Here is a 16,111-nt window from a genome sequence, read left to right on the forward strand (position 1 = left end):
GGTTTTATGCCGGTCCATTTTTTTTGAGGCCCCATAAGCGACACCCTCTGGGCTATACAGAACTTTTCACTGTCCAGATGTTGTAGCCAGCGTCTACAAAGTCGCCTGTTTCCATACCAAACCTATAGCCCTCTTTCAGCGTCGGTATCGTTGCCAAAAGAGATTCTTGGCGATGCTGAATCCAGCCACCAAACAAAAGTAGAACTGTGGACTTGAATTCGGGTACATTCAACCGATCGAGCAATGAGAGTGCCAATTGCCCAAAGCCATAGCCCGTTTCCACCTCTCCCAAAAAGGCACACAACACCATTCCGTGCATCGCATAACCCACTGTCGATGCGGGTGCATTCCCATAGGAGAGCGATAAACTCACCATCGTGGAGCTCAGCAGGGGCAGCAAACCGGGCATTCCCTGAAAAATGGGTGGAAACAACATACCAGACAGTTGCATAGCTGCCTGAGTCTGCGGATTTGTCATCACAGGTAGGTCAACCAGTTCATCAATCTTGCTGCCGCTTAGTTGGCTGCCAAGGGCTTGTAGCGCTTTGCCAATCTTGGCTTCATCGGGTTCGGCAGGGAGTTCAATCCCCAATTGTAAGAGTGCGTCTCTTGCTACTGCGATCGTTTCTAACACCTTGCTCTGGGCTGTCTGAGCGGCAATTTGAATTTCGTAAATTTTAACTCGCTCTAAAATTGTCTGAGCTTCTTGCAAAACCAGTGCTGCCCTCCGATCCATACCATCAAAGTCAGCATTCAAATAGGCAATTTCAGCAGCAGCAACATAGAGATTTAGGGTCAATTCATATTGAGTTTGCCAGCATTGAGGTGTCAGTAGCTCAATTCCCATTTGCAGATAGATATTTGCCGCAGCGTAGGCGGTAGAATTTCTAGCCTTACGTCCGGCTTCTAAGTTGAGTTGGGCTAAGGCTGAGCGTTCACTTAATTGATGGATTAACTCAATTCCTTGATTTAAATGCCCCACAATATCAAAGATTTTTTCTTCTGTTTCTATCTCGGAAGAACTTTGTAGCAGTAACTGTCCTATTTTCAGATGAGTGGCTTGTTTTTGGTTGTCGGGAATCAATGAATAAGCCGCTTGCTGGACGCGATCGTGTAGGAATTTATAAGTTGGATTAGCAACAGACTGACTAGAGGATTGAGCATCTGCTTGAGCGAAGTTATAGCCTTCTGCAATCTGTAAAATAAGTCCTTCTTGCAAGGCTTTCCATAGCGCTGATGCCGTTTCTTCTGGTAATTCTTCGCTGACTACTGCTAATGTCTCTAAATCAAACTGCGCTCCAATGCAAGCCGCCAATTTTAGAACATCCTGAGTTTTGGCAGGCAACTTCTGCAATTGTGCCGCCATAAACTCCACCACATCCGAGGCATGGCTAAGTCTAGCTTGGGCAAGATCGCACTGCCAATGTTGGACATCCCAGTCAAAGCTAATTTGGCCATCTTCATACAGCGCCTTGAGAAATTGAGTCGAGAAAAAGGGATTACCTTGAGTTTTTTCATAAACCAATTCTGTCAAAGGCCCGGCCAAAGATAAATCGCAAATCAGCGTATCTGCTACCAACTGATTCAGATCCGCTAAACTCAACGGTTGCAGCGTAATCGTATTCACCGCTGCTCCAGACTTCACAATCTCATCCACCGTCAACATAAACGGATGAACGGGCGACACCTCGTTATCTCGATAAGCACCCAATACTAACAGATGCCCTCTATCTTCCATCAACAGTTGTAGCAATTTCAAAGATGCCGAATCCGCCCACTGCAAATCATCCAAAAACATCACTAAGGGATGCTCGGCGGTGGTAAATACTTGCACAAACTTTTGCATCAGCAAATTAAACCGATTTTGGGCCGCACTCCCCGACAGTTCTAGTGCATTCGGTTGAGCGCCAACGATCCGTTCCAATTCAGGAATTACCTCGATCAAGACTTGCCCGCTATCACCTACTGCGGTGAGAATATTGGTTTTCCATGTTTGTACCTGAGCATCACTTTCTGATAATAATTGTCCCATCAATTCCCGAAATGCTTGCACAAATGCACTGAAGGGAATATTGCGCTGAAATTGGTCGTATTTGCCTTTGATAAAATAGCCACGCTGTCTGGCGATCGGCTTGTGGACTTCGTTCACTACTGCGGTTTTACCAATCCCCGAGAAGCCAGCGACTAGCATCATTTCGGCGCTACCTGTACTGACTCGTTCAAAGGCAGCTAATAGACTAGAAACTTCAGTTTCTCTACCGTATAATTTTTCGGGAATTAGGAAACGGTCTGTAATATCCCGCGTTCCCAAGGCAAACGTTTCAATGTTACCAGTTTGTTGTAATTGAACCAGACATATTTCTAAATCGTGCTTTAGTCCCAAGGCAGTTTGATAGCGGTTTTCTGAATTCTTTGCCATCAATTTACTGACAATTTGCGAGATAATTAGGGGAATTTTTGGCTCTATTTCCTGCGGAGGAACTGGCTGTCTGGCAATGTGGCAGTGAACCAACTCTAAAGCATCTTCTGTCTCGAAAGGCAGTTTTCCACTCAGCAATTCGTAGAAGGTGACACCGAGGGAGTAAAAGTCAGTCCGGTAATCGAGAGTGCGATTCATCCTGCCGGTTTGTTCCGGCGAGATGTAAGCGAGGGTTCCTTCTAAAACGTTGGGGTTTTTCAGGCTCGGCGTTTCTCGCGTTAGCTGAGTGGAAATACCAAAGTCGATTAGTTTGATCTCTCCTGTCGCTGGATTGAATACTATATTAGAAGGGTTAATATCTTTGTGTATAATATTGGCGCTGTGAATTAGCCCTAAAATTTGAGTTGTGGCGATCGCAATTTGCAGAAACTCCTTAAGACTAAACTTCCGCTGCTGCATCCATATTTTTAAGGATTCGCCGCCAAAGTCCTCCACAAACATCACGAGGCTGTTTTGGTATTTTTGCAAGTCATAAACCTGCACGACTCCCGCCTCTTTCAGTTCTCGGGTGATACGGTATTCGGTGCGGTAGCGTAGCAATTCTTGAGGTGTGGGGTAGCTTTCTTTGAGCAGTTTGAGGATGAGCGGTTGGCGATCCGCTTCCCGAAGAGCCCGGTAAACCAGAGAGTTGGCACTTTCGTAAAGCAGCTTCTGGACGGCAATGCCTGGAATGGAGAGCATATTTATTTTTATGGTAAAAATTAACGCGAAGTCAAAACGCACCCGGTTCGCTGTGTCAAAAATAGCGCTTGAGAAAGGAACAAATTATGTGTTTATAACACACTGTTAGTTTTTTGGCAGCTCGTGGCTTTCAGGTAGCCTGGCAGAGTAAGGGTAAGGAGTTATAATGCGACGTATCTAAGCCACGTAAATTCTCACTTCCATAAAGTTTCCCCGTTGCGTTTGTCCAAACATCGTTCAAAAGCCTCCCACCCACTAGCGATAAGCCAAATTTTAAGAGATTGTCAGAGGCTGTTTGTTCAAAACCTCACACATGAACCGATTTCAGAAGAAACAAAAGAATTGACAGCTCAGCTTTAGCAATAAAAAATATCTTGAGCAGGATCTGCTAAAGTCACGGGTGTGTACCTCCGCTGGTTGCAATACTATCTGTTTTTCAACCATTAGCATCAGTCCCCCGGCAATTTCACGTAAAGTCAAAAAACCAAGGCAAGCAAACGATCCAACATGATGAAATGTAGTCGTTTGTAGGCAATAAGGGGAACAAGTAGTGGAAAGAGCTGCCAATTGATGCCTTAACCAAAGAAATTATAGCGGTTTACAGCAATCCTACATGAGTCGTAAATTTTTTACCCCACCCCAACCCTCCCCGCGAGTTCGGGGAGGGAGTAAGAAATTCAGAAATGATTTACGATGGCTATATATAGGAAGTCTAGTTAAAATGGGTGCTAAAGGTTTGTCGGATTCCCTGCCAGTAGTTGACAGACAATGTGCCGTCTATTATACAGATTGTTTTTGCCGCCTATAAAAAAGTTTGGCCTCGCCAGGGACACGAATCTGCCGGGAAAGATACGGGCAAAACTTCTGAGATGGAAAGATTCAATAGCACGCTGAGGCAAAGCATATCTCGCTATTGTAATAAATTGTAAAAAAGAGTCTGTCCTAATCTACAAAGCTCTCCAATCATGCGGGGATATTCTGGTATGTATCCATCATTGCAACGCTTTTTACCCTAAAAATATTTAGGATTTTTCCTTGCTATGCAGGACTGCCAAAAAATCAACTCACCTCTTGCTTTTGAAACAATGCCGGCAAAGGTTCGTTCCCAAAATCAAGCAATTCACCAGCCATAGGAAGCCATTCATCATTTAGTTCTTGGCAAGAAACAGCTATCACCCTGTCAAAACTATCGTCGCAGGGGATAATAACTTCATAAACAAAACCATCTTCAGCGGTTAAAAAAGCATCTCGTATATCAATACTTCCAGACCGAACCAGTTTAAATCGACTTATAGACATCGGAACATAAAGCCATCTTCCCATTTCTTTTATTTGACTTGCCCAAGCTGCAAGAAATATCTGTTCTGACGCATTTCGGCAAGCAAATAGGCACGGTACATCGTAATACTCGTAAACCTCGATAATTTCCAATTTGCCTAAATGAGTAGACTCGGGAAGCAGGCTCATAACTATACCTCACTCAGTGACATCAACAGCTTCAAATAAAGTCAAGGCTTCAACGTTAACTGGAACCCACCAACTGTGGTGAGAATTCTTAGTACCCGGTGAGGGAGTGTGCTTGATTCGTCCTGAATCGGGAGTCAAATTTGCCACAGCAACTTTCATATTTTTAAACCGACCAGTTCTGCGGTTAACTGTCACATCATCTCTTGAGGTAAAAACAGAGAGAGCACAGGAACGGCATTCTTTTTCGCTGTCAGGAAATTGCCGATTTGGGTAAAGTTGGCGGACTGTCAAAAAATCATCAGCCGTTGCAGAATCTTGTTGAATCAGGCGATAAACTCGATCGCACGGCCCTTTAGCGTCGTTTGGCGGGCACTCAGGTGGGAAACAATCGGCCCACTGCATTTGATAAGCTCTTAGATGATGTTGCTCTACTTCGCCTTACCCTTCCCCGCCAAAAACTGGCGCAGCCGCAACAAACTAGCCGTTTGTCCCAAATTCAGCGGCAACAGCGACACTCCCTCCAACCGAGACTGCACCCAACCGTCGCCCCAATACCACTCGTGAAAGCCGTCAATTCCCTGACTCAGCAACAGCCGCAGACAATTCGGCTCAGCAATATCAACGTGATGCTGAACTGCCACGGGGCCCAACCAACTCGTAAACGTCAAACCTTGAGAAAATTCTTCCGGCAAACCGCTAGACAACTGCTGCGGCCACAGCCACTGCTGCAATTGCACAGGACGCAACAAGCTGTCCCTAATCGCTGTTTCCGAAGCTTCAATCTCAATCCGCAATTGGCTTTGTTGAAAATTACCGAGCATAAGAATTTTAGATATAAGTGCAAGTAACTTTAATGTAACTTATTGCAATGCTTCCAACCTGTTCCGGGCGGGCAAGATGCCCAACCCCTACTCCCCACAAGCAAAAAATTCAATCTTTGTGGAACAGGCATCTTGCCTGTTGCTGAGTGCCCACAACCAAAAAATTCAATCTTTGTGGAACAGTCATCTTGCCTGTTCCGGGCGGGCTAGAAGCCCAACCCCTACTCCCCACAAGCAGAAAATTCAATCTTTGTGGAACAGGCATCTTGCCTGTTCTAAGAAAATAGTGCATCGCACATCAGCGTTCATCCGCCTCGATCTGCGCTTAAAGATTTAAGATATTCGATCGCAACCAACACCTCAAACCCGATTTTCGTATCGAACTGTTAAGGTCTGTTTCATTTCATTGAAATCTCTCCCCCATACCCCCACCGCATCGAAACTCCGTGATACCATCACACCTGAGTAATGCCTATAGAAAAAAACTGGAGAGAAAAGCTTTGACACTAAGGGTTGCAGTAGTAGGTTCAGGCCCTGCGGGTTCTTCCGCCGCCGAGACACTCGTAAAAGCAGGCATCGAAACATACCTATTCGAGCGCAAATTAGACAATGCCAAACCCTGTGGCGGGGCAATTCCCCTGTGCATGGTCAGCGAATTTGACTTGCCGCAAAGCATCATAGACCGCCAAGTCAGAAAAATGAAAATGATCTCCCCCTCCAATGTCGAGGTGGATATCAATATTGAAAACGCCCACGAATACATCGGTATGTGCCGCCGCGAAGTGCTCGACGGCTTCATGCGCGATCGGGCCGCTTCGTTGGGTGCCAAACTGATTAACGGCACAGTTCACACATTAGACATTCCTTCCAACAACACCGACCCCTACATTCTCCACTATGCCGACCACTCCGACGGCACCGCCGTGGGAACTCAGAAAACTCTGAAAGTGGATTTGGTAATTGGGGCCGACGGCGCAAACTCGCGCGTAGCAAAGGCGATCGATGCTGGCGATTACAATTATGCGATCGCCTTCCAAGAACGCATCCGCCTGCCGGAAGATAAAATGGCTTACTACCAAGACTTAGCCGAAATGTACGTCGGCGACGACGTATCTACCGACTTCTACGCTTGGGTGTTCCCCAAATACGACCACGTAGCCGTCGGTACCGGCACGATGAAAGTCAATCAAGCCAGCATTAAAAAGCTGCAAGCAGGAGTTCGCGCCCGCGCTGCCAAAAAACTCCTCGGCGGTGAGATTATTAAAGTGGAAGCTCACCCGATCCCGGAACATCCGCGTCCCCGCCGGGTTGTCGGCCGAGTTGCTCTCGTAGGCGACGCCGCTGGCTACGTTACCAAGTCTTCGGGCGAAGGAATTTACTTTGCTGCGAAGTCTGGCCGGATGTGCGCCGAAACGATTGTGGAGATTTCTCAGCAGGGCACGCGGATTCCTACCGAACAGGAAATCAAGCTTTATCTGAAGCGGTGGGATAAAGCCTACGGCATTACTTACAAAGTTCTTGACATTTTGCAGCGCGTGTTCTACCGTTCCGATGCGACTCGCGAAGCTTTTGTGGAAATGTGCGCCGATCGCGACGTGCAGAAACTCACATTCGATAGCTACTTGTATAAAACCGTGGTACCGGCTAATCCCTTCATCCAAATGAAGATTACCGCAAAAACCATTGGTAGCTTGTTGCGCGGCAATGCTTTAGCGCCTTAATTTCCTGCGGTTAAGCGCACTTTGTATAAAAAAAGCGTGCAGTTTTCTAACTGCTCGCTTTTTTTAGAGCTACGATATTGAACCGTGAAAATTCACAGGCGAGACGCCTGTGCCACGGGCGCGAAGGAAGAGAAAGAAAAAGAATTGTTAGTTCAAGTTCAAGTTCAACTGAACTAAAGTATCGGGGGCGAGAAAGTGAGAAATGTGATAAGCCCGCTCTTCTGTTTTTAGCAGGATTTTTTCGTAGAGGTAGCGCGTAGCTCGATCGCCCAAACTTTCTGCTTGTCCTGCTTGACGGCGCAGCAAACCTATAATAGCTTGCTCTGCTGTCAAATCGTGTTCCAGCATTTGGCGGCAGGAATACACGCCGTCGGCTTCCGGTTCAAAACAGCACAGTTCGGCTAATTTGCTAAAACCCGCCGCCGGTATGCCGCCCAATCCGTTCAAGCGTTCGCCTAATTCGTGGACGCTATCTTGAGCTTCTCCGTAGCTTTCTTCAAAGAATTTGTGCAAGGAGTAAAATTCTGCCCCTTCCACCACAAAATGATGTTTTTGATATTGCAGGTATAGAGCCTGAAAACTGGCCAGCAGCGCGTTCATCCCTTCACAAACTGGTGCTGTGACTGAATGTTCCAGTAGAACTGGGTTTTCAGCTATGTGGCCAAACGGTCTCAATGCACTCTGAGTCTCAGCCATGTGTGTTCTCCTCTCAATAGGCAGTTTTGTTGCCTGTTGAGTCAGTTTAGCACTCTCAATTTAGCAGTCAAGCAGGGTCTGCCTCGATAGTGGAAGATTTTATAGAGTAGGAAAATTTTTTTATAAACCTATTGAGAATAATTAGCAGTTGGGTTATGCTTTAAAAAGATCCTAGTTCTGAACGCTTCCTGAAAGTGGGGCGAACCTTCAGAAGGCAGAAAGCAGAAGGCAGAAGGCAGAATTTTTCAGGAAGGGCTTTTGACCATCCTTGACTTTCTTCTGAAATCTGGGTTTGAACTTCTGCCCGCTACCAGTCAGGGTAAAAATTAATGCAAATTATTACTGTTGTCAAAAAATGAATCCAGCAGATCCAGAATTAGAAGTTTGTGACATTGTGCAAGTTAGTTGGCTAGATAGGTGGCAAGTTTACAAACGCTTGCAAGAACTAGAAATTCCCTGCTGGTGTGCGGTTGACCAACCTTTGCGGGCAAAAGTCAACACTGTCAAACAAGCTGCTCAATTAATGAGCGTGTTGAGGCAAGTCAGTGCCCCTCGGGGTGAACTGGTGCAGTGGCTGGAGTGCTGCTGGCAAATGGGCTAAAGATAGAAGGAAGTTCGGCAACGAGCAGCGTACAAGATGTAAGGGATGTAACGAATTTAAAGGAGTTATAACAATGTATAAGTCTGGCAAGCAAGTTTCCGAATTCAGCTTAGAGGGAGAAATCCTTAGCCTGATTGTTGAAGATGGCTGCAAACTTAAATATTTGCGAATTAGCAGCGATCGCAAAGTAGAATTTCTTGTTAAACTTTCCAAGGAATTGCGGTCATTTTTAGCGCCTGTTTTGACGCCCGGATTGAGAGTTCAAGTTGTCGGTGAGAAAGAACTCAACTTGAAAAACGGTAAAATAAAACTTAAAGCTCGCAGTGTTACTCTGGCTCGGGGGCATAACGATCGCTCGCCCGAACAGCTCGACTCTACCAGTGTACCTGCTGCGGTATTGACATCCGACGATCGCGCGATCGGCAAAACCCAAGTCACCTCTGGCACCGTAGCTCAAACTGTAAAAGCTCCGGCCAAAACCCAAACCAAAATATTAGTATGTCAGAAATCTGACTGCCAGAAGCGGGGCGCTGGAGGAGTCTGCAAAGCTTTAGAAAATGCTTTGAATGCGCGCGGTTTAGAAGACAAAGTGACAGTACAGGGAACCGGATGTCTCAAACAGTGCAAAGCGGGCCCAAATATAGTTGTGATGCCGGACAAAACTCGCTACAGCCGCATTGCACCGACAGAGGTTCCAGCAATCATTGACAAACATTTTGCCGTTGTTAAAGCGTAGGCGATCGCACAGATACCGAAACAGTGCGTTAGAGATCGGGAAAAATTATTTTAATAGGACTGGCGGCCAAAAACTCGCGTCTGTAGGGCGATCGCAGGCGCATCTTACGCCCTAATTTGAGTTCGGGTTGTAGTTCGATCGCGCCAATCGATTCAGAGGCTATTGTCCGAAAAAACAGGAAAAATGACAGAAACTATCGCTTAGGGGCTTCCTTCTGGAGAATATCTAAGGATAGACTGTATCTGAGACCCTGTGACTATTGGGATAAAAAGCTATGTCAGAAGCTGATCTTCGAGCCAATCAGCACCAACCGCACCCTGCTGTTCCATCCGATACCGAACCATTGCAGTCAAATTTTGCTGCTGCTGGGGGTTTTGAGCCGATCGCCCCCCATCCGGCAGACACTCCCGCAAGGGCTCCCCAACAGCCAGAAGAAGACTGGCAAACAGTAGATTTTCCCAACGCGATCGGCGTAGATGCAATTCCTGCAAAAGCTGAAACAAACAATTCGCAATCTCAGACACAGCCTACCGAGGCGGGCTCGCCCCCGATTTCAGAGAATCTAAAAAATCTGCTTGGGAATGCCGAACAGCGTCAGGGCAAAGGATCGACCCCAGTCACCTTAATGCAAGCGCTCCACGAATGCAACCGCGACCTTTTGCAGCGCATCGCGCAGCTAGAAACAGCTCTCGAAGAGTCCCAAAAAACCTTGCAGGAGCGCGAAAGTTTGCTAGAACAGCGGACTGCCGCACTCGAAAACACTCAAGAACAATTGACGCGGCTGTTTGGCAAAGTGGAAGTTTCCCATCAAACCCTCCAAGGTCAAGAAATTTTTGTCGAGAGTTTAAAAAGTCAGTTAGCAACCAGCCAAACCAGGCTAGCGGCTGTCGAGCGAGAATGTGCGTCTACTGTGCAGCGCTACAACGAACAATTACACCAGCTAGTAGCCACAGAAAATATTTGCAGGGAACTTCGATCGCGCTTGCACCGCCAGCAGCGCCACACCCTGCAATTCAAAGCTGCCTTGGAAAGAAGTCTGGAGATGCCGCACGTCAAGTCGCCGATTATCGAGCCGCCTGACAATGCGGAGGATACTGCCCACAAGCAATTAGAATCTTTGCTGGCGGCGGTTAAAAGCTCTCATGTTCCGCTGCCGCCAGCCTTCAACGCTTCCCCTGTCCAACCTTGGTCGGAACCTGAAGAGCATCCAGATGTAGCGGCTGCTGAAGATGCGATCGACCCTGAAGCCCCAGCCCATCTGGAACTCAACAAATTAGCCCAAGTATCCAGCATTCAATTGCAGGAGAGCGAAACCTACCAAACTCAGGAGCCGGCAACAGACTCTGCTCCAGCGGTTGCGGAACCTGAACTGCCGGTGGCTGAGTCTGAACCCGAAACTGCTATCAAATTAGGCACCCAAGAATTGGCCAGGGTCGTTCAAATTTTGAATTCCGTTGAAACCTTTGGCATTCAAGAAGTGCGATCGAGTGCGGCCAAATCTACAGCAGTCGCACAACCCGACTGGCTGACCTTGATTGCCAGTCCGCTGCGGTCTTCTAAAAAACGCCGATCGCTAGCTGAAATTGAATTGCCGAGTTTTCGATAGCGAACTGAGGTTGCTACTTATAGAATCCATTTGAGATATTTATGTTAAATCAACCGGCATCAGAAATCGAATTGTTACGCGCGGCATACGCTGCTTTCAACGCGCGAGACATCAACGCCGCCCTCGCCCTCATGACTGCGGACGTGGCTTGGCCGCGAGCGTTCAAAGGCGGTTTTGTCCGTGGACATGAAGAAGTCCGCGCTTACTGGACGGAGCAATGGAGCGAGATCGATCCGCACGTGGAGCCGAGTGCCTTTCACCCAGAGGAGGGCGGGCGGATTTTGGTCGATGTGCACCAAGTCGTGCGCGATCTGGCTGGAAGCGTGGTTGCTGATGAGCATGTTGGTCATCGCTTCACCATCGATCGTGGCTTGATTCAAGTCATGGAAGTCTGTTCACTTCCATCATCCGGCTAGGTCGCCTAACACTGCGCTCCGGTCGCTGAGCTTGAGTCCGTTATGCAGCTAAATTTATCAAAAAATGGGGTTTAAAACCCCGTCCTTCTAGGACGGCTTTCTCGCAGTACAGGCAATATGCCAGACACTTGTGCTTGTAAAGTTTTGTGAACAATCCGGCAGACTTAAGCCAACACCGTTAGCATAAGGATATCGTGATGAGGTCGAAGTCATGCTAGTTTTTGAGTTCAAAGCATACGGTAAAAAGCAGCAATTTGAAGCTGTAGACGAAGCGATTAGAACAGTGCAGTTCATCCGCAATAAAGCATTGCGCTTTTGGATGGAAAACACAAAAGTCGATAAATACGACTTGAATAAGTACAGCGCTGTTTTAGCTAAGGAATTTTCGTTTTGCGACGACTTGAACAGCATGGCTCGACAATCGGGTTCAGAAAGAGCATGGTCTGCGATCGCCAGATTCTACGACAACTGCAAAAAGAAAATCCCAGGAAAAAAGGGTTTTCCGCAGTTTCAGCACGACAACCGCTCGGTCGAATACAAGACTACGGGCTGGAAACTGGCTGACGACCGTAAATCCATCACTTTTACAGACAAGAAAGGAATCGGAAAGCTCAAATTAAAAGGAACCCGCGACTTACATTTCTATCAGCGCAGTCAAATCAAGCGGGTGCGCTTGGTAAGGCGAGCAGATGGATATTACGTCCAGTTCTCGATTCAAGTTGACCGCTCTGAGGAGATACAAGTCACGGGCAGCACCATTGGGTTAGATGTGGGGCTCAAAGAGTTCTACACAGACTCGAATGGCTTTGCCGTCGAAAATCCACGTTTCCTCCGCAAGGGAGAGCGCAGACTCAAAAGAACCCAAAGACGAGTTTCAAAACGAGTCAAGGGTTCGCAAAACAGAAAAAAAGCTAGAGTGATTCTAGGAAAACGCCACCTCAAAATAAGTAGACAGCGTAAGGATTTTGCCGTGAAATTGGCAAGATGCGTCATCCAGTCTAACGACTGTGTAGTCTACGAAGATTTGAGGATTAAAAACATGGTGAAGAATCACTGTCTAGCGAAGTCGATTAACGACGCATCTTGGTATATGTTTCGAGTTTGGCTGGAATATTTTGGCAAAGTATTCGGAAGAATTACGATTGCCGTGCCAGCCAATGGAACAAGTCAAGAATGCTCTAGCTGCGGAACGGTTGTTAAGAAAAGTCTATCAACGCGAACCCATGCTTGTCGGTGTGGATGCGTATTAGATCGTGATTGGAACGCCGCTAAAAATATCCTGAGTCGGGGATTGAGTACGGTGGGGCACACCGGAACTTGGATCTTAGATCCGAACGCTTGTGGAGAATTGACCGCTACTGATGTTGAAGTAATTCTGCATCGGCAAGTCGATTCTGCGAAACAAGAATCCCCTCGCCTTTAGGCAGGGGAGTGTCAAAGCAAGTTTTAGCGATCGCCCTAAAATATCTCAAATGGGTTCTATAAGCTGTGACCGATGGAATCCCTAGTTGGTAGTTGGTAATTGGTAATTGGTAATTTCTCAGACTTACCAATTACCAAAAAGGCAGCTAATTGGGCTTGGGTTGGGGATAAATCGGTAAAAGTCTCCTATCCAGTTTACGGCGTTGCTTAATCAGGGTATGAAAAAATAATTTTAAAATCCAGAAACTGTGTCGAAAATGGTTTCTATGACTTGCATATTTTGCCTTGCATACCGTAAATCAGCAACGCCCAGTTTACTTGTAAGAGAACTGACTGATTAGAATTGACAGTTGAAACAGTTTTTGGCTGGTTAAGTTTGAGTTAATCGACATTCGATAAGCTGTTGTGCATTTAAATTGTATATTTTGACGGTCGTCAAAAATCTTTAAATTCTCTCCCCTTCTCCTTTTCTCCCAATCTGACTCTCTATCGCCATACACAATCTAGATGCACAATAGCTTATCGAGGGCCGATTAATAACTCACAATAAAATTGTTTGCGTGCGCCGTTTAGGACTTTTAGGAATTCAGTCCTCACTACAAACTTAATTAGAATTATTGACGCGGACTCGATCTAAATCAAAACTCAAAACTCAAAACTCAAAACTCTTTTCTCCCCTTTCCTATGCCGTAGGTGAGAGCATAACTGCTAGTCAACAGCCACAGCCAAACACCCGGATACCGGGGTTCCAACCAAGGCTGTACGCTGCGGGCGAAGCGGGGTAGCCATCCGAACAGCCAACTGGCCAAAGCCAGCAGAGTAAAACTCAAGTAACTTCCCAGCCAGCGCCAAATATCCCCCAAGGTGACAAAATCTAAAATCCACAGCAGGAGAGAAGGGTTTTTTCCGGCTGCTTCGATCGCCAGTCGATTGAAAGTTAGCCAGTCAATTCTGTCTTTAATAAAAGTTTCGGCTACGGCGAGTTTTTGTGCTGCCAAAATACCGAAAAAGGTATTGAGAATTGAATTAATTCTTTGAGGGGGCAAACTGCTCCCGGTAGGAACCATCATGCCTTTAGAAAACAGCCAAGTTACTGAAACATTGCTCTGGTAGGCGCGAATTTGGTTTAAGTGATTTGCAGTCAACAAATTGTGCTTTAATGCTGTATCCAAAAGGTCTGTTAAGCGGAAAAGATTGCGAACGAGGGAGCCGAAGCCGGTGAAAACGAGGGGAGATTGCAGGGATGCTGCATCGCCGATCGAGATCAGGCGATCGATCGCCACCGCCCGATCGCTGCTGTTGCGGCTAAAATGCCCGGGAATATAACCAAAAGTCGGTTTTTTCCACACCAATTTATCGACATCGCAGCGGCGGTACTCCGGCAAAATTGCGAAAAAATCCTCGTACATTTCCAACAAAGAACCGGGATTCTCTGGATGTACTTGGTGGTAGTGAAATAGATAAACTGTCAGTTCTGTGCCGGCGCCGGGAAACAACTCCCAGATGAGCTGGCGCCCGCGGGAAATGTCCCCGTGAGTGTAGAGCACATCCCCGTACTCGGAATCCCATACTCCCGGCTCAAATCCTGCGTCGATGACTGCTCCCACTGTCGGACAAACGCTGTCAAAAGTCCGCCCTTCGTTCAATTGCCAAGCGATGGGAGAAGCCGAACCCATTGCATCCACCAGCAGCCGTCCTAATGCAGTGCGATCGGCTTTTGTCGGCAAGTGGCAGCCCTGAAATACTACTTTTTCTACTTCTATATCGACTCTAACAAACTCAGTTTCGTCCCAGATTTCCCCACCAGCTTCTGTCAGCTTAACTCCCGCCAAATACAGCAGTTTCTCGCCATCCAAAGCTATATTTAGCACCTTCGGCGTGTGCAGAACTGGGGCTTTAGCAACGGGGGGATTGTTAGCATCAAAAAACTTGTTGTAGCCATCTTTGTATTCTCGGGCAATCAAACTTTCGATTTCCGCTGCTGTAAATAAACCCAAATCAATTAAGCTTTGAATTTCGTCCCGCGAAATATTCCACTCGCGATTCATCCGCCCGAAAGGCATTCGCTCAACTAGCAGCACTCGGTAGCCCAATTTCGCCATGACTGCGGCGTGAATCACTCCCAAGGCCCCGCCAATATAAATTAAGTCGTAAAAAGTATCGCCAGAATCAGACACGGGAATTGTGCTTTCTTCCTTCTTCCCTCTTCCCTCTTCCTTCAAAAACACTACTTGTTTTGGCTTTTGAGGATTGCGACTGCCTTCGCGCCAGCGCTGTTCCCACCAGTAGACGCGCTTGAGGTCGTATTCGCCTTGAGGCATTTTTTGGAAGTATTTGACGGTGAGGGGGTAATAGGGGGCAAGAGCCTCAAAAATTGACTGTTTGGAGAGGTCTATGACAGGGGGATCGGGGTAGCGATCGGGAAACTTGTTTCTCACCGCAAGATTCAGAGTTTGCAGGAACTTTCTTTCTCCAGCGGGCGCGTCTTCTAGACGAAAGACTTTTAAATAAGTTGTGCGCTGCACTGACCAGACAAAGACCGAAAGTTCTGTCGATCGGCAATTGCGGTTTCCTGAATTGGTGTCAGCGAATGCGGGTTTGGGATTGGCCTTTTGAGTACCCGACAACATAACCTCGGCTGTTGTTACGTTTGAAAGCAGGCGAAAGCCGTCAGGAGTAATAATTTTTTCTCCGATTCCGGGATCGAATTCGCGCTGCAACCAAGTGCACACGGCTGCTGTATCGGGTGTCGGGACTTCTAGATAAAGAATTTCTTGCATGATTAGGGTCTCAATTCTGAATAAATTAATAAGATGGGGGAGTTGACAAGGGAGCAAAGTAGGCTATACTCCCGAATAATTATTGAGTTTTAAATAAGTTTACAATGTTCTCAGATTTTTAAGTTTTCGATCGCTCTTGTTCTCAGTTAGTCCCCAGCGGCTGAACATCTACTCTTTTCGGTATGCACTCCTATGAATTATCCCATTCCTACGAATCCTCAAGAAATGATTGCTTTGCGACAGCAGCCGCTGAATGAAGAATTGGTGGCGTCGGCGATCGCGGGTGTGATTCAAATAGCTCGATCGCGATCTCAGTCTTTGGATGAATTGAAGGCTGAGGTACTCGCCGATGACAATCTGCTCGATTTTGCTCAGAGGCTATGGCTGAGCGACATTGTGGCTCAAGCTTGGAACAATTTGCCCTAAATTGTCCACGTCCAAAGCATTCTTCACAATGCGATGAGCCGACGACAATAAGCTGATGATAGCTAGATTGTCCGGTAGAATCTGCGATCGAGTAAAAATTATAGACTTATTGCATAAATCGTCGATCGGGAAACCGCCGATCAACGCAGATGCGTTTCAAGATAGTTTAAGTTTCATACCAATTTAATAGACCTCTTGCAAAAATCCTTTTAATCAAATTCTGGAACGGGCTCTCCGGCCCATTCCACAAGAAAAAAAA

Annotated in this window: 13 protein-coding genes and 1 pseudogene; 8 read left to right on the forward strand and 6 right to left on the reverse strand. The window is 46.8% G+C overall.

What is annotated here, in order from left to right:
* Window positions 1–76: 76 nt before the first annotated feature.
* The 4 genes and pseudogenes from QUB70_RS27150 to QUB70_RS27165 all read right to left on the reverse strand — a co-directional run.
* Window positions 77–3,160, reverse strand: a pseudogene (locus tag QUB70_RS27150) (ATP-binding protein); the annotation flags it as partial.
* 1,059 nt (window positions 3,161–4,219) lie between these two features.
* Complete coding sequence (locus QUB70_RS27155; protein WP_332984627.1) at window positions 4,220–4,627, reverse strand: DUF6575 domain-containing protein; 408 nt, start codon at window positions 4,625–4,627, stop codon at window positions 4,220–4,222.
* 9 nt (window positions 4,628–4,636) lie between these two features.
* The gene (locus QUB70_RS27160) at window positions 4,637–5,029 is read right to left on the reverse strand and encodes a hypothetical protein (protein WP_332984629.1); all 393 of its coding nucleotides are present in this window, start codon (window positions 5,027–5,029) and stop codon (window positions 4,637–4,639) included.
* A gap of 26 nt (window positions 5,030–5,055) precedes the next feature.
* Window positions 5,056–5,448: a hypothetical protein gene (locus QUB70_RS27165; RefSeq protein ID WP_332984630.1), complete on the reverse strand. Its 393-nt coding sequence runs from the start codon at window positions 5,446–5,448 to the stop codon at window positions 5,056–5,058.
* Window positions 5,449–5,524: 76 nt separating this feature from the next.
* Between QUB70_RS27165 and QUB70_RS27170 the strand changes: the two genes are divergently transcribed.
* Together QUB70_RS27170 and chlP are read left to right on the forward strand one after the other, a co-directional pair.
* On the forward strand, window positions 5,525–5,785 hold the full coding sequence (locus QUB70_RS27170) for a hypothetical protein (RefSeq protein ID WP_332984631.1): 261 nt from the start codon (window positions 5,525–5,527) through the stop codon (window positions 5,783–5,785).
* A gap of 163 nt (window positions 5,786–5,948) precedes the next feature.
* Entirely contained in the window at window positions 5,949–7,169 is a 1,221-nt protein-coding gene (gene chlP / locus QUB70_RS27175; RefSeq protein ID WP_332984633.1) for a geranylgeranyl reductase, read from the forward strand.
* A gap of 147 nt (window positions 7,170–7,316) precedes the next feature.
* Here the strand turns inward: chlP and QUB70_RS27180 are convergent, their stop codons facing one another.
* Window positions 7,317–7,865, reverse strand: coding sequence for a Dps family protein (locus QUB70_RS27180; protein ID WP_332984634.1), 549 nt, complete (start codon window positions 7,863–7,865; stop codon window positions 7,317–7,319).
* 355 nt (window positions 7,866–8,220) lie between these two features.
* Between QUB70_RS27180 and QUB70_RS27185 the strand changes: the two genes are divergently transcribed.
* The 5 genes from QUB70_RS27185 to QUB70_RS27205 all read left to right on the forward strand — a co-directional run bounded on the left by QUB70_RS27185 (window position 8,221) and on the right by QUB70_RS27205 (window position 12,647).
* Complete coding sequence (locus QUB70_RS27185) at window positions 8,221–8,466, forward strand: Asr1405/Asl0597 family protein (RefSeq protein ID WP_332984635.1); 246 nt, start codon at window positions 8,221–8,223, stop codon at window positions 8,464–8,466.
* 73 nt (window positions 8,467–8,539) lie between these two features.
* Complete coding sequence (locus QUB70_RS27190; RefSeq protein WP_332984636.1) at window positions 8,540–9,202, forward strand: (2Fe-2S) ferredoxin domain-containing protein; 663 nt, start codon at window positions 8,540–8,542, stop codon at window positions 9,200–9,202.
* Window positions 9,203–9,476: 274 nt separating this feature from the next.
* Window positions 9,477–10,808: a hypothetical protein gene (locus QUB70_RS27195; protein WP_332984637.1), complete on the forward strand. Its 1,332-nt coding sequence runs from the start codon at window positions 9,477–9,479 to the stop codon at window positions 10,806–10,808.
* A 41-nt stretch (window positions 10,809–10,849) separates the two neighbouring features.
* Window positions 10,850–11,224 carry a nuclear transport factor 2 family protein gene (locus QUB70_RS27200; protein ID WP_332984638.1) on the forward strand — a complete coding sequence of 125 codons (375 nt, stop codon included), beginning with the start codon at window positions 10,850–10,852 and terminating at the stop codon, window positions 11,222–11,224.
* 211 nt (window positions 11,225–11,435) lie between these two features.
* Window positions 11,436–12,647, forward strand: coding sequence for an RNA-guided endonuclease InsQ/TnpB family protein (locus tag QUB70_RS27205; protein ID WP_332984640.1), 1,212 nt, complete (start codon window positions 11,436–11,438; stop codon window positions 12,645–12,647).
* Window positions 12,648–13,305: 658 nt separating this feature from the next.
* Here QUB70_RS27205 and QUB70_RS27210 read toward each other — a convergent pair.
* Window positions 13,306–15,426 (reverse strand): flavin-dependent dehydrogenase, encoded by a 2,121-nt coding sequence (locus QUB70_RS27210; protein ID WP_332984642.1) that lies wholly within the window; start codon window positions 15,424–15,426, stop codon window positions 13,306–13,308.
* A gap of 192 nt (window positions 15,427–15,618) precedes the next feature.
* Here QUB70_RS27210 and QUB70_RS27215 point away from each other — a divergent pair, with 192 nt between their 5' ends.
* Entirely contained in the window at window positions 15,619–15,852 is a 234-nt protein-coding gene (locus tag QUB70_RS27215) for a hypothetical protein (protein WP_190662685.1), read from the forward strand.
* The last annotated feature ends 259 nt before the right edge of the window (window positions 15,853–16,111 follow it).

The organism is Microcoleus sp. A003_D6 (assembly GCF_036702825.1).
In the GTDB taxonomy this organism is placed as follows: Bacteria; Cyanobacteriota; Cyanobacteriia; order Cyanobacteriales; family Microcoleaceae; genus Microcoleus.